General features: G+C 71.1%; 22 protein-coding genes. 8 read left to right on the top strand and 14 right to left on the bottom strand.

Annotated features, from left to right (window positions below; genetic code table 11):
• Position 1: 1 nt before the first annotated feature.
• Both EFE23_RS06920 and EFE23_RS06915 read right to left on the bottom strand, forming a co-directional pair.
• Positions 2-1,066: an alpha/beta fold hydrolase gene (locus EFE23_RS06920; protein ID WP_123240098.1), complete on the bottom strand. Its 1,065-nt coding sequence runs from the start codon at positions 1,064-1,066 to the stop codon at positions 2-4.
• A gap of 83 nt (positions 1,067-1,149) precedes the next feature.
• Positions 1,150-1,689 carry an FHA domain-containing protein gene (locus EFE23_RS06915; protein ID WP_233600903.1) on the bottom strand — a complete coding sequence of 180 codons (540 nt, stop codon included), beginning with the start codon at positions 1,687-1,689 and terminating at the stop codon, positions 1,150-1,152.
• Positions 1,690-1,842: 153 nt separating this feature from the next.
• Here EFE23_RS06915 and EFE23_RS06910 point away from each other — a divergent pair, with 153 nt between their 5' ends.
• On the top strand, positions 1,843-3,345 hold the full coding sequence (locus EFE23_RS06910; RefSeq protein ID WP_123240058.1) for an aldehyde dehydrogenase family protein: 1,503 nt from the start codon (positions 1,843-1,845) through the stop codon (positions 3,343-3,345).
• An 18-nt stretch (positions 3,346-3,363) separates the two neighbouring features.
• On the opposite strand, the gene nucS is transcribed toward EFE23_RS06910, so the two are convergent.
• A complete protein-coding gene (gene nucS / locus EFE23_RS06905) occupies positions 3,364-4,023 on the bottom strand; it encodes an endonuclease NucS (RefSeq protein WP_123240097.1) in 660 nt (219 codons plus the stop codon).
• A 71-nt stretch (positions 4,024-4,094) separates the two neighbouring features.
• Here nucS and EFE23_RS06900 point away from each other — a divergent pair, with 71 nt between their 5' ends.
• The gene (locus EFE23_RS06900) at positions 4,095-4,712 is read left to right on the top strand and encodes a DUF4126 domain-containing protein (RefSeq protein WP_123240057.1); all 618 of its coding nucleotides are present in this window, start codon (positions 4,095-4,097) and stop codon (positions 4,710-4,712) included.
• A gap of 63 nt (positions 4,713-4,775) precedes the next feature.
• Here the strand turns inward: EFE23_RS06900 and EFE23_RS06895 are convergent, their stop codons facing one another.
• On the bottom strand, positions 4,776-5,363 hold the full coding sequence (locus tag EFE23_RS06895) for a hypothetical protein (protein WP_123240056.1): 588 nt from the start codon (positions 5,361-5,363) through the stop codon (positions 4,776-4,778).
• Between the two features lie 670 nt (positions 5,364-6,033).
• On the opposite strand from EFE23_RS06895, the gene EFE23_RS06890 reads away from it, so the two are divergent.
• Positions 6,034-6,330, top strand: a complete 297-nt coding sequence (locus EFE23_RS06890; RefSeq protein ID WP_123240055.1) for a DUF1540 domain-containing protein — start codon at positions 6,034-6,036, stop codon at positions 6,328-6,330.
• A 15-nt stretch (positions 6,331-6,345) separates the two neighbouring features.
• Here the strand turns inward: EFE23_RS06890 and EFE23_RS06885 are convergent, their stop codons facing one another.
• Positions 6,346-8,352 carry a protein meaA gene (locus EFE23_RS06885; RefSeq protein ID WP_123240096.1) on the bottom strand — a complete coding sequence of 669 codons (2,007 nt, stop codon included), beginning with the start codon at positions 8,350-8,352 and terminating at the stop codon, positions 6,346-6,348.
• Between the two features lie 166 nt (positions 8,353-8,518).
• On the opposite strand from EFE23_RS06885, the gene EFE23_RS06880 reads away from it, so the two are divergent.
• From EFE23_RS06880 to EFE23_RS06870, 3 genes are read left to right on the top strand one after another with little or no spacing between them, the layout of a single operon-like run.
• Positions 8,519-9,364: an ABC transporter ATP-binding protein gene (locus tag EFE23_RS06880; protein WP_123240054.1), complete on the top strand. Its 846-nt coding sequence runs from the start codon at positions 8,519-8,521 to the stop codon at positions 9,362-9,364.
• Entirely contained in the window at positions 9,364-10,209 is an 846-nt protein-coding gene (locus EFE23_RS06875) for an ABC transporter permease (RefSeq protein WP_123240053.1), read from the top strand. The genes EFE23_RS06880 and EFE23_RS06875 overlap by 1 nt, the downstream gene beginning before the upstream one ends.
• A gap of 60 nt (positions 10,210-10,269) precedes the next feature.
• Positions 10,270-10,548: a hypothetical protein gene (locus EFE23_RS06870; protein ID WP_123240052.1), complete on the top strand. Its 279-nt coding sequence runs from the start codon at positions 10,270-10,272 to the stop codon at positions 10,546-10,548.
• Here EFE23_RS06870 and EFE23_RS06865 read toward each other — a convergent pair.
• A complete protein-coding gene (locus tag EFE23_RS06865) occupies positions 10,536-11,420 on the bottom strand; it encodes a 3-hydroxyacyl-CoA dehydrogenase family protein (protein WP_369410320.1) in 885 nt (294 codons plus the stop codon). The two genes, EFE23_RS06870 and EFE23_RS06865, sit on opposite strands and share 13 nt — an antisense overlap.
• 42 nt (positions 11,421-11,462) lie before the next feature.
• Positions 11,463-12,902, bottom strand: a complete 1,440-nt coding sequence (murA, locus tag EFE23_RS06860) for a UDP-N-acetylglucosamine 1-carboxyvinyltransferase (RefSeq protein ID WP_123240050.1) — start codon at positions 12,900-12,902, stop codon at positions 11,463-11,465.
• On the opposite strand from murA, the gene EFE23_RS06855 reads away from it, so the two are divergent.
• Both EFE23_RS06855 and EFE23_RS06850 read left to right on the top strand, forming a co-directional pair.
• Positions 12,901-13,473: a cob(I)yrinic acid a,c-diamide adenosyltransferase gene (locus EFE23_RS06855; RefSeq protein WP_123240049.1), complete on the top strand. Its 573-nt coding sequence runs from the start codon at positions 12,901-12,903 to the stop codon at positions 13,471-13,473. The genes murA and EFE23_RS06855 overlap by 2 nt on opposite strands.
• Entirely contained in the window at positions 13,449-13,868 is a 420-nt protein-coding gene (locus EFE23_RS06850; RefSeq protein ID WP_123240048.1) for a VOC family protein, read from the top strand. The genes EFE23_RS06855 and EFE23_RS06850 overlap by 25 nt, the downstream gene beginning before the upstream one ends.
• A 57-nt stretch (positions 13,869-13,925) precedes the next feature.
• Here EFE23_RS06850 and EFE23_RS06845 read toward each other — a convergent pair whose 3' ends face one another.
• The 7 genes from EFE23_RS06845 to atpA form a co-directional block, all read right to left on the bottom strand.
• On the bottom strand, positions 13,926-14,510 hold the full coding sequence (locus EFE23_RS06845; protein WP_123240047.1) for a hypothetical protein: 585 nt from the start codon (positions 14,508-14,510) through the stop codon (positions 13,926-13,928).
• Between the two features lie 1,181 nt (positions 14,511-15,691).
• Complete coding sequence (locus EFE23_RS06835) at positions 15,692-16,147, bottom strand: DUF2550 domain-containing protein (protein ID WP_123240045.1); 456 nt, start codon at positions 16,145-16,147, stop codon at positions 15,692-15,694.
• Between the two features lie 12 nt (positions 16,148-16,159).
• Positions 16,160-16,438, bottom strand: a complete 279-nt coding sequence (locus EFE23_RS06830) for a F0F1 ATP synthase subunit epsilon (RefSeq protein ID WP_123240044.1) — start codon at positions 16,436-16,438, stop codon at positions 16,160-16,162.
• Between the two features lie 135 nt (positions 16,439-16,573).
• Positions 16,574-17,716, bottom strand: coding sequence for an LCP family protein (locus tag EFE23_RS06825; protein ID WP_123240043.1), 1,143 nt, complete (start codon positions 17,714-17,716; stop codon positions 16,574-16,576).
• A gap of 216 nt (positions 17,717-17,932) precedes the next feature.
• On the bottom strand, positions 17,933-19,369 hold the full coding sequence (gene atpD, locus EFE23_RS06820) for a F0F1 ATP synthase subunit beta (RefSeq protein ID WP_123240042.1): 1,437 nt from the start codon (positions 19,367-19,369) through the stop codon (positions 17,933-17,935).
• Positions 19,369-20,298 (bottom strand): F0F1 ATP synthase subunit gamma, encoded by a 930-nt coding sequence (locus EFE23_RS06815; RefSeq protein WP_123240041.1) that lies wholly within the window; start codon positions 20,296-20,298, stop codon positions 19,369-19,371. Before EFE23_RS06815 ends, atpD begins: the two co-directional genes overlap by 1 nt.
• A 2-nt stretch (positions 20,299-20,300) precedes the next feature.
• Positions 20,301-21,953 carry a F0F1 ATP synthase subunit alpha gene (atpA, locus tag EFE23_RS06810; protein ID WP_123240040.1) on the bottom strand — a complete coding sequence of 551 codons (1,653 nt, stop codon included), beginning with the start codon at positions 21,951-21,953 and terminating at the stop codon, positions 20,301-20,303.
• Positions 21,954-22,029 lie beyond the last annotated feature (76 nt).

The raw sequence follows: 22,029 nt of genomic DNA, 5'->3' as shown, positions 1-22,029 counted from the left end.
TTCAGACCGTCGTCGGCACCTCCGCGACGGCCAGCAGCTCGGCGACGAACTCGGCCGGCCGCTCCAGGTGCGGGCTGTGCCCGCAGCCGGGCAGCACGACCTCCCGGTACGTCCCGCCGGCTGCCGCGTACCGCTCCAGCACCGCCCGGGTCTGCCCGATCATCGGCTGCGGCGGGCAGTCCGCCGCCCCGGGCCAGCCCGGCACCACGCCCAGCGACCCCAGGTACGCCAGGTCGAACAGCGAGGTGTCCGAGACGATCACGTCGGCGTCGCCGCGTACCCAGGTCACCGGCGGCTTGACCGGAACGGCGACCAGCTCCTCGGCGACCCGGAAGTGAGCGGGGGCCAGCGCGTTGAGCACGCCCCGCTCGCCGGCCGCGACGCCGGGCCAGTGCGCGGAGGCGACCGCGGTGCCCGGGTAGTTGTCGTCGCCGGTGGCGGTGCTGAGCAGGCTGTCCAGCAGCAGCTCCTCGTCCGCGCCGAGCGACGCCGGGTCGGCCACGTACGCCGACCGCAGCACGTTGCGCGGGCTGGTCGGGCCGTCCGCGCCCCGATCCCCGGCGGCCAGCCGGGACACGAAGTCGGCGTTCGCCGTGCCACCGCCGGTGCCGGCGAAGTCGGGGGTGGTGGGCGTGCCGTCGACGTCCCGGGTGCCGCCGAACCCGTACGGCGAGACGGATGCCGCCAGCAGCAGGCCGGCCACCCGGTCGGGGTGGTCGATCAGCAGCCGCATCGCCACCCCGCCGCCGAGCGAGTGCCCGACCACCACCGGCCGGGCACCCGAGGCGAAGAGCCCCGGCACGTCGAGCAGGGCGGCCACGTCGTCGGCGAAGTCCCCCAGGCCCCGGGTCGCGTCCACCGGGGCGGTGTCGGTGTCGCCGTACCCGCGCAGGTCGGGGGCGACCACCCGGAGCGTCTCCGGCAGCCGGGGCAGCAGCGGCTCCCAGAACGCGGCCGACGAGCAGTTGCCGTGCACCAGCAGCACCGGTACGCCGTCCGGCGGGCCGGCCACCCGGACCGCCTGGGTGATGCCGTTGGCCTGGACGGTGTGCCGCGCGCTCTCCATCCGCGCATGCTGGCACGTCGGCGCGGTCCGGTCCAGGTACGCGGCCACCACACCGCGCCCCCGGCCGGTGTCGGCCGGCCAGGTCAGCGGGGGACGTCGGCCGGCAGCGGCACGGTGCCGGCGCGCGGCGGCACCGGCTCGGTCGGCTCGATCGGCTCGACCGGCTGCCGCGGCGTCGGCACGGGCAGCGGAAGGGTGGGCCGGTGGTCCCGGCGCGGCATCCCGAAGTGCAGCCCGACCGGGTCGGTGCGGGCCAGGCCGGGATCGAAGAACCGCAGCTCGGTGCGGCCCACCCGGACCACGTCCCCGTCCGCGAGCGGCACGCTGCCGCTGATCCGCCGATCGTTGAGCCAGGTGCCGTTGGTCGAGCCGAGGTCGGTCAGCGACACCCCCTCGGCGGTCAACTGGACCGTGGCGTGCCGCCGGCTGAGGTGCGCGTCGACGAGCACGATGTCGGCGCTCGGCGCCCGGCCGATAACCTGCGCGCCCCGGCCGACCCGGAAGCTCAGTCCCCGCATCGCCCCACCCGCCACGGTCAGCAGCGGCATCAGCTCCGGGTGCTCCTCCATGGACTTCTCGCCCCTCCGCCCCACCATCGCCCCCGCGTCAGCGTGCCACCTCACCGTAGCCGCCTCCACCGCCGCGTGGTCACCCCCGCGACTCCGGCCGGTCACCTCCCGTTCGCCGTTCGGCGGCCCGCTCCCCGCCGCAGGTCCGTCGATCCCGCCGACCGCCAGCACCTACCGGTGAGTAATGTTCGGGTCTAGACTTCGGCCATGACGGCTGTGCATGTCCCGGGGACCCCGATCATCGAGGATGGCCGGCTGGTGTCCACCAGCCCGGCGACCGGCGCGGAGGCCGGACGTCTCCCGGTGGCGACCGAGGCGGACGTGCGGGACGCGGTCGCGCGCGCCCGGGTCGCCGCCGACTGGTGGGCCGGGCTCGGCTTCACCGGCCGGCGGGAGCGGCTGCTGCGCTGGCGGGGCGTGATCGCCCGGCGGATCGAGGAACTGGCCGAGCTGGTGCACACCGAGGGTGGCAAGCCCGTCGCGGACGCCGTCGTCGAGATCCTCACGGCGCTGGAGCACATCGACTGGGCGGCGCGCAACGCGAAGCGGGTGCTCGGGCCCCGGCGGGTCCGCACCCGGCTGATCCTCGCCGAGTTCACCGGCCACCTCGAATACCAGCCGTACGGCGTGGTCGGGGTGATCGGCCCGTGGAACTACCCGGTCTTCACCCCGATCGGCTCCGCGGCGTACGCGCTGGCGGCGGGGAACGCCGTGGTGTTCAAGCCGAGCGAGTACACCCCGGCCGTCGGGCAGTGGCTGGTGGACCGGTTCGCCGAGGTGGTGCCGGAGCAGCCGGTCCTGCAGGCGGTGCACGGCCTCGGCGACGTGGGCGCGGCGCTGTGCCGCGCCGGGGTGGGCAAGCTGGCCTTCACCGGCTCCACCCGCACGGCCAAGAAGGTGATGGCGGCCTGCGCCGAGACGCTGACCCCGGTGCTGCTGGAGGCGGGCGGCAAGGACGCGATGATCGTGGACGCCGACGCCGACCTGGACGCGGCCGCCGAGGCGTGCGTCTGGGGCGCGCTGACCAACGCCGGGCAGACCTGCATCGGGATCGAACGGGTCTACGCCGTCGACCAGGTCTTCGACGCCTTCGTCGACAAGGTGGTGGCGAAGGCCGGCCGGTTGACCGTCGGCCCCGACGGCGCCGACATCGGCCCGATCACCATGCCGTCCCAACTGGACATCATCCGTCGGCACATCGAGGACGGCGTGGCGGCCGGCGGCCGGGCGGTGCTCGGCGGCGCCGACGCGGTCCAGCCGCCGTACGTCCACCCGACGGTGCTGCTGGACGTGCCGGAGGACTCGGCCGCCGTCCGTGAGGAGACCTTCGGGCCGACGCTGACCGTCAACCGGGTCCGCGACGTGGACGAGGCCGTCGAGCGGGCCAACGCCCTCCCGTACGGTCTGGGGGGTTCGGTCTTCGGCCGCAAGCGGGCGGTGGCGGTCGCGCGGCGGCTGCGCTCGGGGATGGCGTCGGTCAACTCGACGCTCACCTTCGCCGGGATGTCCACCCTGCCGTTCGGCGGCGTCGGCGAGTCCGGCTTCGGCCGGATCCACGGCGAGGACGGGCTGCGGGAGTTCGGCCGGGCGAAGTCCATCACCAAGCGCCGGGCCAGGTCGATGCTGCCGGCGATGACCTTCGAGCGCACCCCGGCCGACGTCGCCCGCCTGGTCAAGGCCGCCAAGCTGATGTACGGCCGGGGGCGCTGACGACCCCGGCCGCGCCACTCAGAACAGCGTCAGCTCGTCGCGCTCGATGCCGCGCAGCTTGTCGTAGTCGACCACCACGCAGCGGATGCCGCGGTCGGTGGCGAGCACCCGCGCCTGCGGCTTGATCTCCTGCGCCGCGAAGACGCCGGTGACCGGGGCGAGCAGCGGATCGCGGTTCATCAGTTCGAGGTAGCGGGTGAGCTGCTCCACGCCGTCGATCTCGCCGCGCCGCTTCACCTCCACCGCGACCGCGCCCTGGTTGGCGTCCCGGCAGAGCAGGTCCACCGGGCCGATCGCGGTCATGTACTCCCGCCGCACCAGGGTGAAGCCCGTGCCGAGGGTCTCCGGGTTGGCGGCGAGCAGCTCCTGCAGGTGCGCCTCGACGCCGTCCTTGCGCAGGCCCGGGTCGACGCCCAGCTCGTACGAGGTGTCCTGGAAGATCTCCTCCAGGGTGATCCGCAGCTCCTCGCCGGCCTTGTTGACCACCCGCCACACCCCGGGGGCCTCCTCCAGCCGGCACGGCGGGCTCATCCAGTTCAGCGGCTTGTACGCCCGGTCGTCCGCGTGGATCGACACCGAGCCGTCCGCCTTCACCATGAGCAACCGGGTGGCCAACGGCAGGTGTGCCGAGAGCCGTCCGACGTAGTCCACCGAGCACTTCGCAATCACCAACCGCACCCGACGAGGGTAGCCGAGCACCGGGCCGTCGCCGACGAGCGCCACTGGCGTACCGGTGCGATATTGAGATCGTGCTCGAAGTCCTCACCGGTTCCGGTCTCGCCGCCTCGGCCGGACTGAACGCCTACATCCCGCTGCTCCTGATGGGTCTGCTGGCGCGCTACACCGACCTGGTCGACCTGCCCAGCGGCTGGCAGTGGCTGGGCAACGGCTGGGTCATCCTGATCCTCGCCGTGCTGCTCGCCGTCGAGGTGGTCGCCGACAAGGTGCCGGTGGTGGACCACGTCAACGACGTGGTGCAGACGGTGGTCCGGCCGACCGCCGGCGGCCTGGCGTTCGGCGCCGGCTCCAGCTCGCAGACCGTCACGGTCAGCGATCCGGACACCTTCTTCTCCTCACACCAGTGGGTGCCGGTGCTGGTCGGCGTACTGATCGCGCTCGGCGTGCACCTGCTCAAGGCGGCGGCCCGCCCGGTCATCAACGCGACCACCGCCGGCTTCGGCGCCCCGGTGGCCAGCACCGCCGAGGACGCGACCAGCGCCGTCATGTCGGTGGTGGCGATCCTGCTGCCCGTACTGGTGTTGGCGTTCCTGCTCGGCCTCGTGGCGTTCCTCTTCTGGTTCCTCCGCCGCCGTAAGGATCGGCGACGGGAACGGGCGGCGGCCCGCGCCGCCGGGTTCCGGGTCTGATCCGGATACGCCGCTGGCCGGCACCCCGGTTCGGGGTGCCGGCCAGCGTGTTGCTCAGGTGTGTCAGTTGTTCCAGTGCTGGGCGACGATGTCGGCGGCCTGCTGCTCCCACTGCGCGTACGCGTCCGGGTAGGCCGACACCTGCACGGTCTGGGCGGCCTCGGTCAGCGGCATGTCCTGCCAGCCGTCGACCTGCTTGAGGCCCTTCTCGAACGCCAGGGTCGCGTACTCGGGGTCGGTGATCTGCTCCGGCGTGCCCCAACCGCTGGACGGGCGCTGCTGGAACAGGCCCAGCGAGTCATGGTCGTTCTTCTCGCCGAGGTGGCCCAGGTTCTCCAGCTTCGACTCCTGCAGGCTGGTGGCGATGGAGATCACCGCGGCCCGCTCCGGCAGGCCGGCCTTCTTCGTGGCGGCGATGATCGCCTTGGCGTTGGCGGTCTGCTCGTCGTTCAGATCAATCTTCGACTGGGTGCCCTGGACACCGTGCGGGATCAGCTTGCCCATGTCGGGCTTGTCGGCCTGCATGACCGCGACGGGCTTGGCGTCCACGGGACGAGCGTCGGCGTGAGCGGCGATCGGACCGGCGAACACACCACCGGTGAAAGCCAGACCAGCAATACCAAGAACGCTCTTACGGAAGATCGTGTTCATGGCGAAGCTCCATTCGGGGGTCGGCGCACCATCACCGATGGGGGTCGGCAGGGTGTGCGCAAGCACCGTCAGGCGCTCAAAGTCTCGGGGAATCCGGCGCGCGGGGCTGGGCCGCTTCGCGGCGCCGGGACCATGTGTAACGACCGGCCGGCCACCATCATTCCCGGCCATCTGCCGGCGGGGTTGTCATCCCGCTGGGCGGGGCGGTGGTCTTCCTCGGCCGTACACCGGTGTTCAACGCCCCCGACCCGGCCACCATTCCGCCCCCACGATGTCCCCGGCCACACCCCCAAACCGGACACCACACCCCACGCAACCCAGGCCATCCCGGTAGCCGGCCCTGCTCGGTGGAACGCCATGTAGGTATCCGGGCCCCGATGACCTCCATAGCGTTCCACCGAGCACGCCCATCGCTTGACGAACCGGACATGGGCGACATAACGCCTCGCCGTCTCCGGCAGGACCGTCGTGATCCACTCGCCATGCCGCAGAGCGCCCTGACCGGCGGCCCGGACACCGCGAGCTGCCGCAGAGCGAGCCGCTCACCGAGCCGCTGATCAGGGCGGGGCACCGCTGCAGAGCAGGGACCGGGGGACGAGGCCACGAACGCCGCGAAGGTGAATCGGCCAAATGCCTAAAATCGCCTCAGACACCTAAGGAGGACGCCGCCATGACCGCGTCGATGGAGATGCCCCGGGTGCAGGAATGCACCGTCAGGTCCTGCGCCTACAACCACACCAACGACTGCCACGCCTTCGCGATCACGATCGGCAGCAGCGACCACGCGCACTGCCACACCTTCGTCGAGATGCCGGTACGCGGCGGCACCGACCAGATCAACGCCCAGGTCGGCGCCTGCACCCGGTCGGACTGCCAGCACAACTCGGATCTGGAGTGCCACGCCCCGGCGATCACCGTCGGCCCGCGGACGGACCTGGCCGACTGCCAGACCTACGTGAGCCGCTGAGGCGTTGAAAGGGGCTCAACCCAGGGCGTTGGCCTCGCGGATCACCGTCACGAGGTCGTCGATGATGCCGGTGAGCGCGAAGTCCTTCGGCGTGTAGACCCGGGCCACCCCGGCGGCCCGCAGCGTCGCCGCGTCGGCGGTCGGGATGATGCCGCCGACCACCACCGGCAGGTCACCCCGCCCGGCGACGCGCAGCCCGTCCAGCACCGCCGGCACGGCGGCGAGGTGCGAGCCGGAGAGCACGGAGAGGCCGACCAGGTCCACGTCCTCCTCGACGGCGGCGGCCACGATCTGCCCGGCGGTCAGCCGGATGCCCTGGTAGACCACCTCGAAGCCGGCGTCGCGGGCGCGTACCGCGATCTGCTCGGCGCCGTTGGAGTGCCCGTCCAGGCCCGGCTTGCCGACCAGCAGCCGCAGCCGGCCGCTGCCCAGCTCCCGCGCGGTGGCGGCGACCCGCTCCCGGACCGCCGCGAGGCCCGCCTCGCCGCCGGCGCCGGCCGCCCCCGCGAGGCCCGTGGGGGCCCGGTACTCGCCGAAGACCTGGCGCAACGCGCCGGCCCACTCCCCGGTGGTCACCCCGGCCCGCACGCACTCCAGCGTCGCGGCCATCAGGTTCGTGGTGGTCGCGGCGTCCGCGCGGAGCCGGGCCAGTGCCGCGTCCACGGCCGCCGCGTCCCGGCCGGCCCGCCACTCGCGTACGGCGTCGGCGGCGGCCGCCTCGACGGCCGGATCGACCTGCTCGATCGCCTCGGCGCCGGCCGCGGTCAGCGGCGACGGCTCGGTCTCGGTGTACCGGTTGACGCCGATCACCACGTCGGTGCCGGCCTCCATCCGCCGGCGACGGTCGGCGAGCGAGGCGACCAGGGCGCTCTTCAGGTAGCCGGTCTCCACGGCGGCCACCACGCCGCCCATCTCCAGCACCTTCTCCAGCTCGACCCGGGCACCGGCGACGATGTCGTCGACCAGCGCGGTCATCACGTGCGAGCCCTCGAAGAGGTCCGGGTACTCCAGCAGGTCCGACTCGTACGCCAGCACCTGCTGCATGCGCAGCGACCACTGCTGGTCCCACGGGCGGGGCAGGCCGAGCGCCTCGTTCCAGGCGGGCAGCTGCACGGCGCGGGCCCGGGCGTCCCGGGAGAGGGTCACGCCGAGCATCTCCAGCACGATGCGCTGGATGTTGTTCTCCGGCTGCGCCTCGGTGAGGCCGAGCGAGTTGACCTGGACGCCGTAGCGGAACCGGCGCTGTTTCGGGTTGGTCACGCCGTACCGGTCGCGGGTGATCTCGTCCCAGAGCGCGCCGAACGCGCGCATCTTGGCGATCTCCTCGACGAAGCGCACCCCCGCGTTGACGAAGAAGGAGATCCGCTGGACGACGTCGCCCATCCGCTCGGCGGGCACCTGGCCGGAGTCCCGGACCGCGTCGAGCACGGCGACGGCGGTGGCGAGCGCGAAGCCGACCTCCTGCACCGGCGTCGCGCCGGCCTCCTGGAGGTGGTACGAGCAGATGTTGACCGGGTTCCACTTCGGCATCTCGCGCAGCGTGTACGCGATGACGTCCGCGGTCAGCCGCAGCGACGCGGCCGGCGGGAAGATGTACGTCCCCCGGGACAGGTACTCCTTGATGATGTCGTTCTGCGTGGTGCCGGCGCAGCGGTGCAGCTCCGCGCCCTGCTCGGCGGCGACCGTGCCGTAGAGGCCGAGCAGCCACATGGCCGGCGCGTTGATGGTCATCGAGGTGTTCATCTCGGCCAGCGGGATGCCGTCGAAGAGGGCCCGCATGTCGCCGAGGTGCGCCACCGGGACGCCCACCCGGCCCACCTCACCGGTGGCCAGCTCGTGGTCCGGGTCGTACCCGGTCTGGGTGGGCAGGTCGAAGGCGACGGAGAGACCGGTCTGCCCCTTCGCCAGGTTGCGGCGGAAGAGCGCGTTGGTGGCCGCGGCGGAGGAGTGCCCGGCGTAGGTGCGCATCACCCAGGGGCGGTCGCGCTCCGGCAGTCGAGCCGAGGGAGCCTTCTCATCCATGCCCTTCTCACCCATGGCCGGAGTCTAAGTTACCGTTCAGTAAAACGGGCTGTGGAAAACCACACAGGTCCATGGAGCGGACCGACGGACACGAGCGGCGCGACATGGCCGACACCACCACACCCCGGCCCGTCGCCGATTGCGCCGCGGACGCACACTGGACGTCATGGATGACCAGCTCGCGATCTCCGTACGGGGGCTGCGCAAGGCGTACGGGGACAACGTCGCCGTGGCGGGCGTGGACCTGGACGTGCACCGGGGCGAGGTGTTCGCCCTGCTCGGCCCGAACGGCGCCGGCAAGACCACCACGGTGGAGATCCTGGAAGGCTACCGGCGGCGCGACGCCGGTGAGGTACGCGTGCTCGGCGCCGATCCAGCCAGTCCGGACCCGAACTGGCGTTCCCGGGTCGGCATCGTGCTCCAGGGCACCGGCGAGTTCGACGAGCTGACCGTCGCCGAGGTGGTCCGGCACTTCTCCGGCTTCTACCCGGGGGCCGACGACCCCGACAAGGTGATCGAGCGGGTCGGGCTGGGCGCCAAGGCGAAGGCCCGCACGCACACCCTCTCCGGCGGGCAGAAGCGCCGGCTCGACGTGGCGCTGGGCATCATCGGCCGCCCCGAGCTGCTCTTCCTGGACGAGCCGACCACCGGCTTCGACCCGGAGGCCCGCCGGGAGTTCTGGGAGCTGATCCGCGACCTGGCCGCCGCCGGCACCACCATCGTGCTGACCACGCACTACCTGGACGAGGCCGAGGCCCTCGCGGACCGGGTGGGCGTGATCGCCGCCGGCCGGCTGGTCGAGGTCGCCCCGCCGAACCGGCTCGGCAACCGGCAGGAGGGCCTGGCGACCGTCTCCTGGCGTACCCCGGACGGGACGCCGGAGTCGGCGGAGACCGCGACGCCGACGGCGCTGGTGGCGGAGCTCGCCGCGCGCTTCGGCGGTGAGGTCCCCGGCCTCACCGTGACCCGGCCGACCCTCGAAGACGTCTACCTGCGGATGATCGGACACTGATGACGACCACGACGAAGCCGGCGGCCCCGGTCGCCGCCGCACCGGCCCGGCGGCTCGGGGCGGGCGCCCTGGCCCTGCGCCAGGGGCGGTTGGAGATCACCCAGTTCCTGCGCAGCCGGGAGTCCGTCGTCTTCACGATGGGCTTCCCGATCATCATGATCCTGATCTTCGCGGCGATCTTCAACGACGAGATCGCACCGGGGGTCAGCTACACGCAGTACTTCATCACCGGCATGATCGCGACCGGCCTGATGACGGTGAGCTTCCAGAACCTCGGCATCTGGATCCCCATCGAGCGGGACCGGGGCGTGCTCAAGCGCTACCGGGGCACGCCGATGCCGAAATGGGTGTGGTTCGCCGGCAAGGTCCTCATGGTGGTCGCCATCGGGATCGCCGAGACCGCACTGCTGCTCGCCGTGTCGGTGGCGCTGTTCGACCTGAAGCTGCCCGACACCGCCGCCAAGTGGGCGACCTTCGGCTGGGTCGCGGTCCTCGGCGTCACCGCCTGCACGCTCTGCGGCATCGCCATCTCCTCGCTGGCCCGGACCGCCCGCAGCGGCTCGGCGGTGGTCACCCCGGTGGCACTGGTCCTCCAGTTCATCTCCGGGGTGTTCTTCGTCTTCACCAGCCTGCCGACCTGGATGCAGCAGGTCGCCGCGCTCTTCCCGCTCAAGTGGATGTGCCAGGGACTGCGGTCGGTCTTCCTGCCGGACAGCTTCGGCGGGCAGGAGCCCGGCGGCTCGTTCGAGCTGGGCAAGGTGGCCCTGGTGCTCGCCGCCTGGTGCGTCATCGGCCTGGTCCTCTGCCTGACCACCTTCCGCTGGACCACCAAGCGCGACGGCTGACCCGGCGGCCCCCGCAGCGGCCCGGGGCCTAACGTCGCCGCAGGTGGAACACTGTGCGGCATGGCTCACACCCTGACCCGGCGTCGGCTGCTGGCGGCCGCCGCCGGTACGGCGGGCGTCGTGGCGGTCGGTGGGCTCGCCGCCCGCCAACTGGCCGCCCGGAAGGCCGTCACCGACGGACCCGACGTCCCGGCCGGAGACATCCGGCTGATCCGGATCGGTTCGCGCTGCTGGGCGGCGCCCTCACCCCGACCCGGGCGAGCTGATCCCGCTGCGGTCACCGAGGACGGACGGGCCCTGCGGCGTGCCGCAGGGCCCGGGTCGGCTCAGTACGAGTAGAAGCCCTGGCCGGTCTTGCGGCCCAGATCGCCGGCGGTGGCCATGCGCTGGAGCAGCTCCGGCGGGAAGAACTTCTCGTCCGCGGTGTCGGTGTAGATGTTCTTCGTGGCGTTGAGCAGCACGTCGACGCCGGTCAGGTCGACCGTGGCCAGCGGGCCCATGGCGTGGCCGAAGCCCAGCTTGCAGGCGGTGTCCAGGTCCTCGGCCGAGATCACCCCGGACTCGACCAGCTTGACCGCCTCCATGGCCAGCGCGCAGATCAGCCGGGTGGTGACGAAGCCGGCGATGTCCCGGTTGACCACCACCACGGTCTTGCCGATCTCCTCGGCGAACGCCTTCGCGGTCGCCAGGGCGGCGTCGCTGGTCTTGTAACCCCGGACCAGCTCGCAGAGCTTCATCATCGGCACCGGCGAGAAGAAGTGGGTACCGACGACCGACTCCGGGCGCTCGGTCGCCGTGGCGATCTGGGTGACCGGGATGGCCGAGGTGTTGGTGGCCAGCACCGCGTCGGCCTTGCAGATCTTGTCCAGCGCGCGGAAGACCTCGTGCTTGATCTCGATCTTCTCGAAGACCGCCTCGACCACGATGTCCGCGTCGGCCGCCGCCTCCAGCTCGGTGGTCGGGGTGATCCGGGCAAGGGTCGCCTCGACCTCGGACGCCTCGATCTTCCCCTTCTCGGCGAACTTCTCCAGCGACTTCCGGATGCCGTCGACGCCCCGCTTGGTGGCCGCGTCGTCCAGGTCCCGCAGCGTCACCTGCCAGCCAGCCTGCGCCGCCACCTGGGCGATGCCCGAGCCCATCAGCCCGGCACCGACGACCGCGAGTCGACCCGCCATCTGCTTCTCCCTCGCCTGTTGATGTGTCTGCCACACCCTAATCGGCGAGCCTGAACGAGGGCTAAGCCCTCTCCCCCATCAGATCTCGAGGGCCGGTTCCTCGGGTACGGTGCCGCGTTCCACCGCCACGCCGAGCGCCCGCAGGTCGGCGACGAAGTCCGGGTAACCGCGGTCGACGTGGTGCACGTGGGAGACCTCGGTGACCCCGTCCGCGCAGAGCCCGGCGATGATCAGGCCCGCCCCGGCCCGGATGTCGGTGGCCCGCACCGGGGCACCGGAGAGCCGCTCGCGGCCGCAGACCAGGGCATGGTGACCGTCGGTCCTGATGTCCGCGCCGAGCCGCATCATCTCGTTGGCGAACATGAACCGGCCGTCGAAGATGTTCTCGGTGATCAGAGAGCCCCCGTCGCTCACCGCGGCCAGGCCGATCGCCATCGGCAACAGGTCGGTGGCGAAGCCCGGGAACGGCAGGGTCACCACGTCCACGGCGGTCGGGCGGTCGTCCATCCGTACCCGGAAGCCCCCGCCCCGGGTCTCGACCAGGCCGCCGGCCGAGACCAGCTTGTCCAGCGCGACCTCCAGGTAGGCCGGCTCGACCCCGGTCACGGTGACGTCCCCACGGGTCATCGCGGCGGCGAACGCCCAGGTCCCGGCGACGATCCGGTCCCCCACCGTGGCGTGCCGGACCGGGTTCAACTCGGGCACCCCGACGATGTGCAGGGTCGAGGTGCCCTCGCCCTCGATCCGGGCGCCCATCCGGATCAGCATCGAGCAGATGTCGACGATCTCCGGCTCCCGGGCCGCGTTGTCGATCGTCGTGCTGCCCCGCGCCAGCACCGCCGCCATCACCAGGTTCTCGGTCGCGCCGACGCTGGGAAAGTCCAGCACGATGTCCGCGCCGTGCAGCCCGTCCGGGGCCTCGGCGATCACGAACCCGTGCTCACCGGAGATCTCCGCGCCCATCCGGGCCAGCCCGGCGATGTGCATGTCCAGGCCGCGCGAGCCGATGGCGTCACCGCCAGGGTGGGCCACCCGCACGTACCCCCGGCGGGCCAGCAGCGGGCCAAGCACGCAGATCGACGCGCGCAGCCGGCGGACCAGGTCGTAGTCGGCCTCCGCGCCGGGCTGCTCCGGCACGTCGATGACCACCGACCGGGAGCGTTCCACGCCGCCGCGGGCCACCATCGGGTCGACCGGGTCGTCGGCGGTGAACCGTACGCCGCAGCCGAGCCGGCGGAGCACCTCCCCCATGATCGCGATGTCGGTGATCCGCGGCACGTTGGTGATCACACTGCGGCCGGGGGCGAGCAGCGCGGCGGCCATCAGTTTGAGGGCGGAGTTCTTCGCGCCGACCACGTGCACCGTGCCCGCCAGCCGGGCCTCGCCGGACACCCGGATGACGTCGACGTCGTTGACCGCCGGGTCGCCGGCGTCACCCGGACCGACCCCGGCCGACCACCCGGTCTGGCCCGGCCGCGCCGGGATGGTCAGGTCCGGTATCCGTAGGCTGTGCGTCATGGCCGTCCACCTCACGCGCATCTACACCAAGGCCGGCGACGCCGGCATGACCAGGCTGAGCAACAACGAGCAGGTGCCGAAGACCGATCCGCGGATCGCCGCGTACGCGGACGTGGACGAGTGCAACGCCGCGATCGGCGTCGCGCTCGCCCTCGGGCAGCTCCCCGACGAGCTGCGGGCAGTGCTGGAGTCGATCCAGAACGACATGTTCGACGTCGGCGCGGACCTGGCGACCCCGGTGGAGCCGGACCCGAAGTATCCGCCCCTGCGGGTCACCGAGGAGTACGTCGAGCGCCTCGAAGGCTGGTGCGACGAGTACAACGCGCGCCTGAGCAAGCTCGACTCCTTCATCCTCCCCGGCGGCACCGCCGGCGCGGCACTGCTGCACGTGGCACGGACGACCGCCCGGCGCGCCGAGCGTGCGGCGTGGGCCCTGGTCGCGCACGACGCCGACCGGACCAGCCCTCTTCCGGCCAAGTATCTCAACCGGCTCTCCGATCTGCTCTTTATCCTGGCAAGAACGGCAAATCCGGACGGAGACGTGCTATGGGTGCCGGGCGGGAAGCGCTGACCGTCGGCGCGCTGCACCACGTCGAGCTCTGGGTCCCCGATTTCACGGCCGCCACGCATAGCTGGGGCTGGCTTCTCGGCGAGCTGGGCTGGACGCCGTACCAGGAGTGGCCCGCCGGCCGCTCCTGGCGGCTCGGCCCCACGTACCTGGTCCTGGAGGAGTCCCCGGCGCTCAGCGGACGGGTGCACGACCGGCTCGCCCCGGGCCTCAACCACCTGGCCTTCCACGCCGGGTCGCCGGCCGCGGTGGACCGGCTGGTCGCGGCCGCGCCCGAGCACGGATGGGAACTGCTCTTCCCGGACCGCCATCCGCACGCCGGCGGCCCGCGGACGTACGCCGCGTACCTGTCCGACACTCAGGGGTACGAGGTCGAACTGGTCGCCTCGGTCGGGTAGAGCGCCGCCGGCCGGCACCCCGTTGGTTGGGGTGCCGGCCAGCGGCGTTAGTTAGGGTCAGTTGTTCCAGTGCTGGGCGACGATGTCGGCGGCCTGCTGCTCCCACTGCGCGTACGCGTCCGGGTAGGCCGACACCTGCACGGTCTGGGCGGCCTCGGTCAGCGGCATGTCCTGCCAGCCGTCGACCTGCTTGAGGCCCTTCTCGAACGCCAGGGTCGCGTACTCCGGGTCGGTGATCTGCTCCGGCGTGCCCCAACCGCTGGACGGGCGCTGCTGGAACAGGCCCAGCGAGTCATGGTCGTTCTTCTCGCCGAGGTGCCCCAGGTTCTCCAGCTTCGACTCCTGCAGGCTGGTGGCGATGGAGATCACCGCGGCCCGCTCCGGCAGGCCCGCCTTCTTCGTGGCGGCGATGATCGCCTTGGCGTTGGCGGTCTGCTCGTCGTTCAGATCAATCTTCGACTGGGTGCCCTGCACACCGTGCGGGATCAGCTTGCCCATGTCGGGCTTGTCCGCCTGGACCGCGACGGGCTTGGCGTCCACGGGACGGGCCTCAGCGTGAGCGGCGATCGGACCGGCGAACACACCACCGGTGAAAGCCAGACCAGCAATACCAAGCACGCTCTTACGAATAATCGTGTTCATGGGAAAGCTCCATTCGGGGGTCGGCGCACCATCACCGATGGGGGTCGGCAGGGCGCAAGCACCACGTCAGGCGCTACAAAAAAGGGGGAAAGTCTTTAAGGGGGGATCCGGCGCCGGGGGGGCACCCGCTCTCGCGGGGCTTCGCGGGGCTCGGCCCTGTGCGGGCTGGGCCGCTTCGCGGCGCCGGGACCATGTGTAACGACCGGCCGGCCACCATCATTCCGGGCCCGGCCACCTGCCGGGCGGGACTGCTATCCCGCTGGGCGGGGCCGTGGTCTTCCTCGGCCGTACACCGGTGTTCAACGCCCCTGACCCGGCCACCATTCCGGCCGCGCGATGCCCCCGGCCACACGCAGTCCCCGGCCCACCTGCGCAAACCGGACAGGCCACTCCACCGAAACCGGACACCCAGGCACCGTGACCGGACGCCCACCTCACCGCGACTCCGGCCCCAGCCCAGCCCACCACGACGGGATGGCCAGCCCGCGGCGACCGGACTTCCAACCCACCAAGACCGGGCCAGCCCAACCCACCGCGACGGGCAGCCCGCCCACCGCGTTCGGACCAACCCAGCCCACCGTGACCGGGCAGCCCGCCCACCGCGTTCGGACCAGCCCAACCCCCCGTAACCCCCGACCAGGACCGGACATACACCCCACAACGACCTGCCCGGCCGGTCCGCGAAGCCTGCCGCGCGCTTGGCCCGACGCGACATCGCCGAGGTGGCGGTATCCGACCGCCCCGTACACCCCCACCTCGGCGACCTGCACGGACCGGCCCGCTCCGACCTGCCCCAAAGCGCGCTGACCGGCAGGCGCCGGCATACCCGCGACCTCCCCGGACCAGTCGATCAGCAGGTGCGGGGCCTTGCCGGCGGGCAGGACCACCGAAATCCACTCGGCCTGCGGCAAGGGGCAGCCACCGGCAACCCGGACACCCCGACCTACCGCAGCATCAGTCGATCATGAACGGGTCGCACCTCTGATCCGGCGACCTGGAGGAGGGCGGACGAAGCCGGCCGAAGCAAACAGGCGGGCGAAGCAGGCGGGCGGAAGCAGGCGGGCGGAAGCCGACGAAGCAGCCGGCGATCCAAGCAGGCCGACGCAGGCCGGCAGCCGGCGGGCAGAGCAGGCCTAGGCAGGCCGACGAAGCCGGCGGGCGACGCCCGCACGGGGGCGGGGTCAGGCGGCCGGCCAGTCCTGGGAGGCCAGACGTGGCGAGGCCGCCCCGGGCGGGGCGGCCTCGAGCCAGGAGAGGAAGCCGGTCACCGTGGACCGCGCCATGGCGATCTCGACCGGAGCGTGGTTGCTGGTACACCGGAGGATCACCCAGTCGGCCGGCATGGAGAGCCGTTCCTGCCCTTCGGGCAGCCGGCGGCGCTCGACGACGAGCCCTTTACGGGAGAGCACCCGCTTAGGGCGCAGGGCGAAGCTGAACATGCGGTACCAGCGGAGTTCGTCGCCGACGAAACGGCCGAAGCCGGGAGACCAGCCTCGGCCGTCGAGGATCGTGGAGACCCGGACACTGAGCCGGATGATGCCTCCGCTGCGGGTGAACAGGGCCCGCCGGATGAAGAGGATCAGGAGCGCGGCGAGCACGACCGCGACGCCGATTCCGATCCCTTCCACGATCTCCATCGGCGGGTCGGCTCAGCGCGCCGGAGTGGCGGGGGTGGCGCTCTCGGCGAGGACCGTGACGCCCTCACCGGTCACCGACAGGAAGCCGCCGGCGATGTCGTACGCGAGCTGCTGGCCACCGGCCTGCTTGATGCGTACCTGACTGGGCTCCACGAGCTGGCCGAGCAGGGGCGCGTGCCCCGGCAGCACACCCAGCTCACCCTCGGTCGTCCGGGCGACGACCATCTCGGCCTCGCCGGACCAGACCTTCTCCTCGACGGCTACGAGCTCGACGTGAAGCTGCTGTGCCACGCTGTCTCCTTGCTGCGGCGGCGGATTGCCGAAAGTCTAGTCGCGGCCCTCGGTGCGCCCCAACGCGGGTGGCGAGAGCTGCGCCACGGTCACACCAGCGGGCCCGGCGCGTGCCGAGGCCCGCTGGCGGTCAGACTAGCTGTTCTTCTGCTTGAAGTCCGGGTGCTCCAGCATGAAGGCGTCGATCTGCTCGTTCCGGATCGCCGCGAAGAAGTCCTCCGCCGCCGGCTGGAGCTTCTCCCCCTTGTACGCCCCGCCGATGGTGACCGGCCCGCCCGGCAGCTTGATCGTCTCGATGGAGTTGGACCGAAGGCCCTTCAGGGCGAGCGCGAAGTCGACCACGCTGTGCCCCCGGCCGTTGAAGATCAGCGACTGCCCGGCCGCGCGGAGCACCTTGTCGAGCTTGATCGGGTTGGTCACCACGTCGGCGCTGAACGCCTGGTTGACCATGGCCTTGACGAACTGCTGCTGGTGCCGCTGCCGGCCGTAGTCGGCGTCCGGCACGCCGTTCTTCGGGTAGCGCTGCCGGACGTAGTCCAGCGCCTGCCAGCCGCTGAGGTGAGCGCTGCCCTTCTGGTACACCGCCTGCGGGCCGAGGTACCCGCCGCCGCCCGGCTTCAACTGGCGAGGCTTGCCGTCCGGCTGCAGGTGTTCCGAGCGGACCTCCCGCTCGATGTTCATGTCGACGCCACCCATCGCGTCCACGATCTTCTTGAAGCCGCTGAAGTTGATGATCGCGCCCGCGTCGAAGCGTTCGATGCCGGTGACCTGCTGGACGGTCTTGGCGAGCAGTTCGAAGCCGCGCGCGGCGTCCGGGTTCTGCCCGGGCACCCGGCTGCCGTACGACATCGCGGCGTTGAGCTTGTCGGTGCCGCCGCGGTAGTTGGCCTTGGGGAACTCGGGGATGTCCACCCGGAGGTCCCGCGGCAGCGAGAAGAGGTAGCCCCGGTCCATGCCCGCCGGCACGTGCAGGATCATGATCGAGTCGGCCAGCGGCGGGGTCTCCGGCTTACGCGGGTCGATGCCGACCAGCAGGATGTTCAGCGGACCCTTGATGTCGCTCTTCTGGTTGGCGCCGGCCGCCTGGTCGCCGAAGAGGTCGGCCTTGCCGACCGCGCCCTCGTAGCGGCTCACCAGGGCGTGGTAGCCGACCAGCACGCTGCCGCTGAGCACCATCAGGACGACGCCGAAGATGGTGCACACCCTGGCCCACCGGGGGACCCCCCGCCAGATGGACGCCTTGCGGCGGCGGTCCGTGCCGGCCTTACCCACGAGCATCTCCAATCGTCACGCCCACGACTGGTAGACGGGCGCGCGGTTCGGTTTGGTTGCGGTGAACGCACCTCCGGGAGGTGAACGTCGCGTCACGAAACGGTACCGCGCTGTGGGCCGAACCGCTTGCTCCGAAAAAGAACATCTGGTAAAGGGCGGCCTGAACAGGCAGAGGCCGCCCCGACTTTCGTCGGGACGGCCTCCGTGGATGTGACGAGAGCCTCAGCCCTCCATCAGCTCCTTGGCCTTGGCCTCCAGGTCCTCGAGACCGCCGCACATGAAGAACGCCTGCTCGGGGAAGTGGTCGTACTCGCCCTCGCTGATCTTCTTGAACGCCTCGATGGTCTCCTTGATCGGGACCGTCGAGCCCGGCACGCCGGTGAACTGCTCGGCGGCGTAGGTGTTCTGCGACAGGAAGCGCTCGATCCGCCGCGCGCGCTGCACGGTGATCTTGTCTTCCTCGGAGAGCTCCTCGATACCGAGGATGGCGATGATGTCCTGCAGGTCCTTGTAGCGCTGCAGGATCCGCTTCACCTCGGTGGCGACCTGGAAGTGCTCCTGGCCGACGAACTCCGGGGCGAGGATCCGGGACGAGGACGCCAGCGGGTCCACCGCCGGGTAGATGCCCTTGTCGGAGATCGACCGCTCCAGGTTGGTGGTCGCGTCCAGGTGGGCGAACGTGGTGGCCGGCGCCGGGTCGGTGTAGTCGTCGGCGGGCACGTAGATCGCCTGCATCGAGGTGATGGCCTGGCCCCGGACGGAGGTGATCCGCTCCTGGAGCTCGCCCATCTCGTCGGCCAGGGTCGGCTGGTAACCCACCGCGCTCGGCATCCGGCCGAGCAGCGTGGAGACCTCGGAACCGGCCTGGGTGAAGCGGAAGATGTTGTCGATGAAGAGCAGCACCTCCTGCTTCTTCACGTCGCGGAAGTACTCCGCCATGGTGAGCGCGGAGAGGGCGACCCGCAGCCGGGTGCCCGGCGGCTCGTCCATCTGGCCGTAGACCAGCGCGGTCTTGTCGATGACGCCGGACTCGGTCATCTCGGCGATGAGGTCGTTGCCCTCACGGGTGCGCTCACCCACTCCGGCGAAGACCGAGGTACCACCGAAGTTCCGGGCCACCCGGGTGATCATCTCCTGGATGAGCACCGTCTTGCCCACGCCGGCGCCGCCGAACAGGCCGATCTTGCCGCCCTTGACGTACGGGGCGAGGAGGTCGATGACCTTGATGCCGGTCTCCAGCATCTCGGTCTTCGGCTCCAGGTCCGCGAAGGCCGGGGCCTTGCGGTGGATCTGCCAGTGGTCGTCCGGCTCGAGCGTCTCGCCCTCGCGGAGGTTCAGGACCTCGCCGATCGCGTTGAACACGTGGCCCTTGACCGCGTCGCCGACCGGCACGCTGATCGGGGAGCCGGTGTCGCGCACCTCGGAGCCGCGGACCAGGCCGTCGGTCGGCTGCATGGAGATGGCGCGGACCACGTTGTCACCCAGGTGCTGGGCGACCTCGAGGGTCAGCGTCTTCTCACCGCCGGAGAGGGTCACGTCAACGTGCAGGGCGTTGAACAGGTCCGGCATGGCGTCGCGCGGGAACTCGGCGTCGACGACCGGGCCGATGACCCGGACCACGCGACCCGTGGCCGTCTTGGTCTCTACTGGGGCAGTCATCACACTTCACTTCCCGCCGCGGCCAGCGCGTTCGCGCCGCCGACGATCTCACTGATCTCCTGGGTGATCCCGGCCTGGCGGGCCGAGTTCATCTCACGCGTGTACTTCTCGATCATCTCTTCGGCGTTGTCGGTGGCGCTCTTCATCGCCCGCCGCCGGGACGCCGACTCGCTGGCCGCCGACTCCAACAACGCCGCGTAGATCCGCGTGTTGATGTACTTCGGCAGCAGCGCGTCGAGCAGCGCCTCCGCCTCCGGCTCGAACTCGTACGCCGGCAGCAGGCCCTCGGACCGGGGCCGGTCCTCGACCTGCATCGGGCCGATGATCTTCGTGACCGGAGTCTGGGTCATCAGGGACTTGAACTCGGTGTAGACGATGTGCAGCTCGTCGATCCCGAGGATCCCGTCCGCCCCGGCCTCGCCGTCCACGTCGTCCGCGCCGGCCGAGAACGCCTTGATCAGCGTCTCGCCCACCTCGCGGGCGTCGGAGAAGCCCGGCTGCTCGGAGAAGCCGGTCCAGCTCGCCGCGATGTCCCGGTTGCGGAACCGGTAGAACGTCACGCCCTTGCGGCCGATGACGTAGAGCACGGGCTCCTTGCCGTCGGCCTTCAGCCGGGCGATCAGCGACTCCGCGGTCCGGATCGCGTTCGAGCTGTAACCACCGGCCAGACCACGGTCGGCGGTGACCAGCAGGACGCCCGCCCGCCGCACCTGCTCGCGCGGGGTGAGCAGCGGGTGGTCGATCCGCGTGTTCGAGGCCAGCGCGGTGAGCACGCCGGTGATCGCCTGGGCGTACGGAAGAGAAGCCTCGACCCGGGCCTGGGCCTTGGCGATGCGGCTCGTCGCGACGAGCTCCATCGCCTTGGTGATCTTCTTCATCCCCTTCGCCGAGCGGATGCGCTGGCGAAGTACGCGAACCTGGGCGGCCATCGTCAGCTCTCAGCCGGGCGGTCGGTCGAGCCCTCGCGGAAGCGGGTCACCGTCTCACGGGTCTCCTCGCCCTCGAGCGGCTTGGCCGGGGCCTCGTTGATCCGGACCTCGTCCTCCTTGCCCAGGAAGACCTGCTTGAACTCGGTGATGGCCGAGTCGAGCGAGCCGATGATCTCGTCGTCCCACTTGTTGTCGGCGATCGTGGCCAGGACGCCCTCGTGCTTGTGCCGGAGGTACTGCAGGAACTCCGACTCGAAGCGGCGGATCTCGCCGACCGGGACGTCGTCCAGCTTGCCCTCGGTGCCGGCCCAGACGGAGACGACCTGCTCCTGCACCGGGTACGGCGAGTAGTTCGACTGCTTGAGCAGCTCGACCAGGCGGGCGCCGCGCTCCAGCTGGGCACGGGAGGCCTTGTCCAGGTCGGAGGCGAAGGCGGCGAACGCCTCCAGCTCGCGGTACTGGGCCAGATTGAGCCGGAGCGAACCCGCGACCTTCTTCATCGGCTTCACCTGCGCGGCGCCACCGACCCGGGAGACCGAGGTGCCGACGTTGATGGCCGGCCGGACGCCCTGGTTGAACAGGTCGGTCTCCAGGAAGATCTGGCCGTCGGTGATGGAGATGACGTTGGTCGGGATGAACGCCGAGATGTCGTTCGCCTTGGTCTCGATGATCGGCAGGCCGGTCATCGAGCCGCCGCCCAGCTCGTCGGAGAGCTTGGCGCAGCGCTCCAGCAGCCGGGAGTGCAGGTAGAAGACGTCACCCGGGTAGGCCTCACGGCCCGGCGGGCGGCGCAGCAGCAGCGACACGGCCCGGTACGCCTCGGCCTGCTTGCTCAGGTCGTCGAAGACGATCAGAACGTGCTTGCCGCCGTACATCCAGTGCTGGCCGATGGACGAGCCGGTGTACGGGGCGAGGTACTTGAAGCCGGCCGGGTCGGAGGCCGGGGAGGCGACGATGGTGGTGTACTCCATCGCGCCCGCCTCCTCCAGCGTCCCCTTGATCGAGGCGATGGTGGAGGCCTTCTGGCCGACGGCGACGTAGATGCAGCGGACCTGCTTCTTCGGGTCGCCGGAGCGCCAGTTCTCCCGCTGGTTGAGGATGGTGTCCAGGGCGACCGTGGTCTTGCCGGTCTTCCGGTCACCGATGATCAGCTGGCGCTGGCCCCGGCCGATCGGCGTCATCGCGTCGACGGCCTTGAGGCCGGTCTGCAGCGGCTCGTCGACCGACTTGCGGGACATCACGTTCGGGGCCTGGAGCTCCAGCTCGCGGTAGCCCTCGTTGGCGATGTCGCCGAGGCCGTCGATCGGCTGACCGAGCGCGTTCACCACGCGGCCGAGGAACGCGTCGCCGACCGGCACGGAGAGCACCCGGCCGGTGCGCTTGACGCGCTGACCCTCTTCGATCCCGCCGAAGTCACCGAGGACGACGACACCGATCTCCCGGACGTCGAGGTTCAGCGCCACGCCGAGCGTGCCGTCCTCGAACTCCAGGAGCTCGTTGGTCATGGTCGAGGGCAGACCCTCGACGTGGGCGATGCCGTCGCCGGCGTCGGCGACGGTGCCGACCTCCTCGCGGGAGACGTCGGCCGTGTAGGAGGAGACGTAGCGCTCCAGGGCGCCGCGGATCTCCTCCGTCGAGATGGTCAGCTCGGCCATCCTCTGCTTCCTTAAGTATCAGGGGCCCGGGATACCTAGTACCGACCGGTCCGATGGCGTCGAATCAGGGCTGCTA

It is taken from the genome of Micromonospora solifontis, assembly GCF_003725545.1.
In the GTDB taxonomy this organism is placed as follows: Bacteria; Actinomycetota; Actinomycetes; order Mycobacteriales; family Micromonosporaceae; genus Micromonospora; species Micromonospora solifontis.
This window is presented reverse-complemented; position numbering and strand designations above follow the sequence as displayed.

What these genes read in the sequence shown, in the direction of transcription:
- EFE23_RS06855 (WP_123240049.1), top strand. Translation starts at nt 12,901, where the DNA reads ATGGCCGTCCACCTCACGCGCATCTACACCAAGGCCGGCGACGCCGGC.
- EFE23_RS06835 (WP_123240045.1), bottom strand. Translation starts at nt 16,147, where the DNA reads ATGGAGATCGTGGAAGGGATCGGAATCGGCGTCGCGGTCGTGCTCGCC.
- EFE23_RS06815 (WP_123240041.1), bottom strand. Translation starts at nt 20,298, where the DNA reads ATGGCCGCCCAGGTTCGCGTACTTCGCCAGCGCATCCGCTCGGCGAAG.
- EFE23_RS06825 (WP_123240043.1), bottom strand. Translation starts at nt 17,716, where the DNA reads ATGCTCGTGGGTAAGGCCGGCACGGACCGCCGCCGCAAGGCGTCCATC.
- EFE23_RS06895 (WP_123240056.1), bottom strand. Translation starts at nt 5,363, where the DNA reads ATGAACACGATCTTCCGTAAGAGCGTTCTTGGTATTGCTGGTCTGGCT.
- EFE23_RS06910 (WP_123240058.1), top strand. Translation starts at nt 1,843, where the DNA reads ATGACGGCTGTGCATGTCCCGGGGACCCCGATCATCGAGGATGGCCGG.
- EFE23_RS06920 (WP_123240098.1), bottom strand. Translation starts at nt 1,066, where the DNA reads ATGGAGAGCGCGCGGCACACCGTCCAGGCCAACGGCATCACCCAGGCG.
- EFE23_RS06870 (WP_123240052.1), top strand. Translation starts at nt 10,270, where the DNA reads ATGGCTCACACCCTGACCCGGCGTCGGCTGCTGGCGGCCGCCGCCGGT.
- murA (WP_123240050.1), bottom strand. Translation starts at nt 12,902, where the DNA reads ATGACGCACAGCCTACGGATACCGGACCTGACCATCCCGGCGCGGCCG.
- EFE23_RS06850 (WP_123240048.1), top strand. Translation starts at nt 13,449, where the DNA reads ATGGGTGCCGGGCGGGAAGCGCTGACCGTCGGCGCGCTGCACCACGTC.
- EFE23_RS06885 (WP_123240096.1), bottom strand. Translation starts at nt 8,352, where the DNA reads ATGGATGAGAAGGCTCCCTCGGCTCGACTGCCGGAGCGCGACCGCCCC.
- EFE23_RS06880 (WP_123240054.1), top strand. Translation starts at nt 8,519, where the DNA reads ATGGATGACCAGCTCGCGATCTCCGTACGGGGGCTGCGCAAGGCGTAC.
- atpD (WP_123240042.1), bottom strand. Translation starts at nt 19,369, where the DNA reads ATGACTGCCCCAGTAGAGACCAAGACGGCCACGGGTCGCGTGGTCCGG.
- EFE23_RS06890 (WP_123240055.1), top strand. Translation starts at nt 6,034, where the DNA reads ATGACCGCGTCGATGGAGATGCCCCGGGTGCAGGAATGCACCGTCAGG.
- EFE23_RS06875 (WP_123240053.1), top strand. Translation starts at nt 9,364, where the DNA reads ATGACGACCACGACGAAGCCGGCGGCCCCGGTCGCCGCCGCACCGGCC.
- EFE23_RS06845 (WP_123240047.1), bottom strand. Translation starts at nt 14,510, where the DNA reads ATGAACACGATTATTCGTAAGAGCGTGCTTGGTATTGCTGGTCTGGCT.
- atpA (WP_123240040.1), bottom strand. Translation starts at nt 21,953, where the DNA reads ATGGCCGAGCTGACCATCTCGACGGAGGAGATCCGCGGCGCCCTGGAG.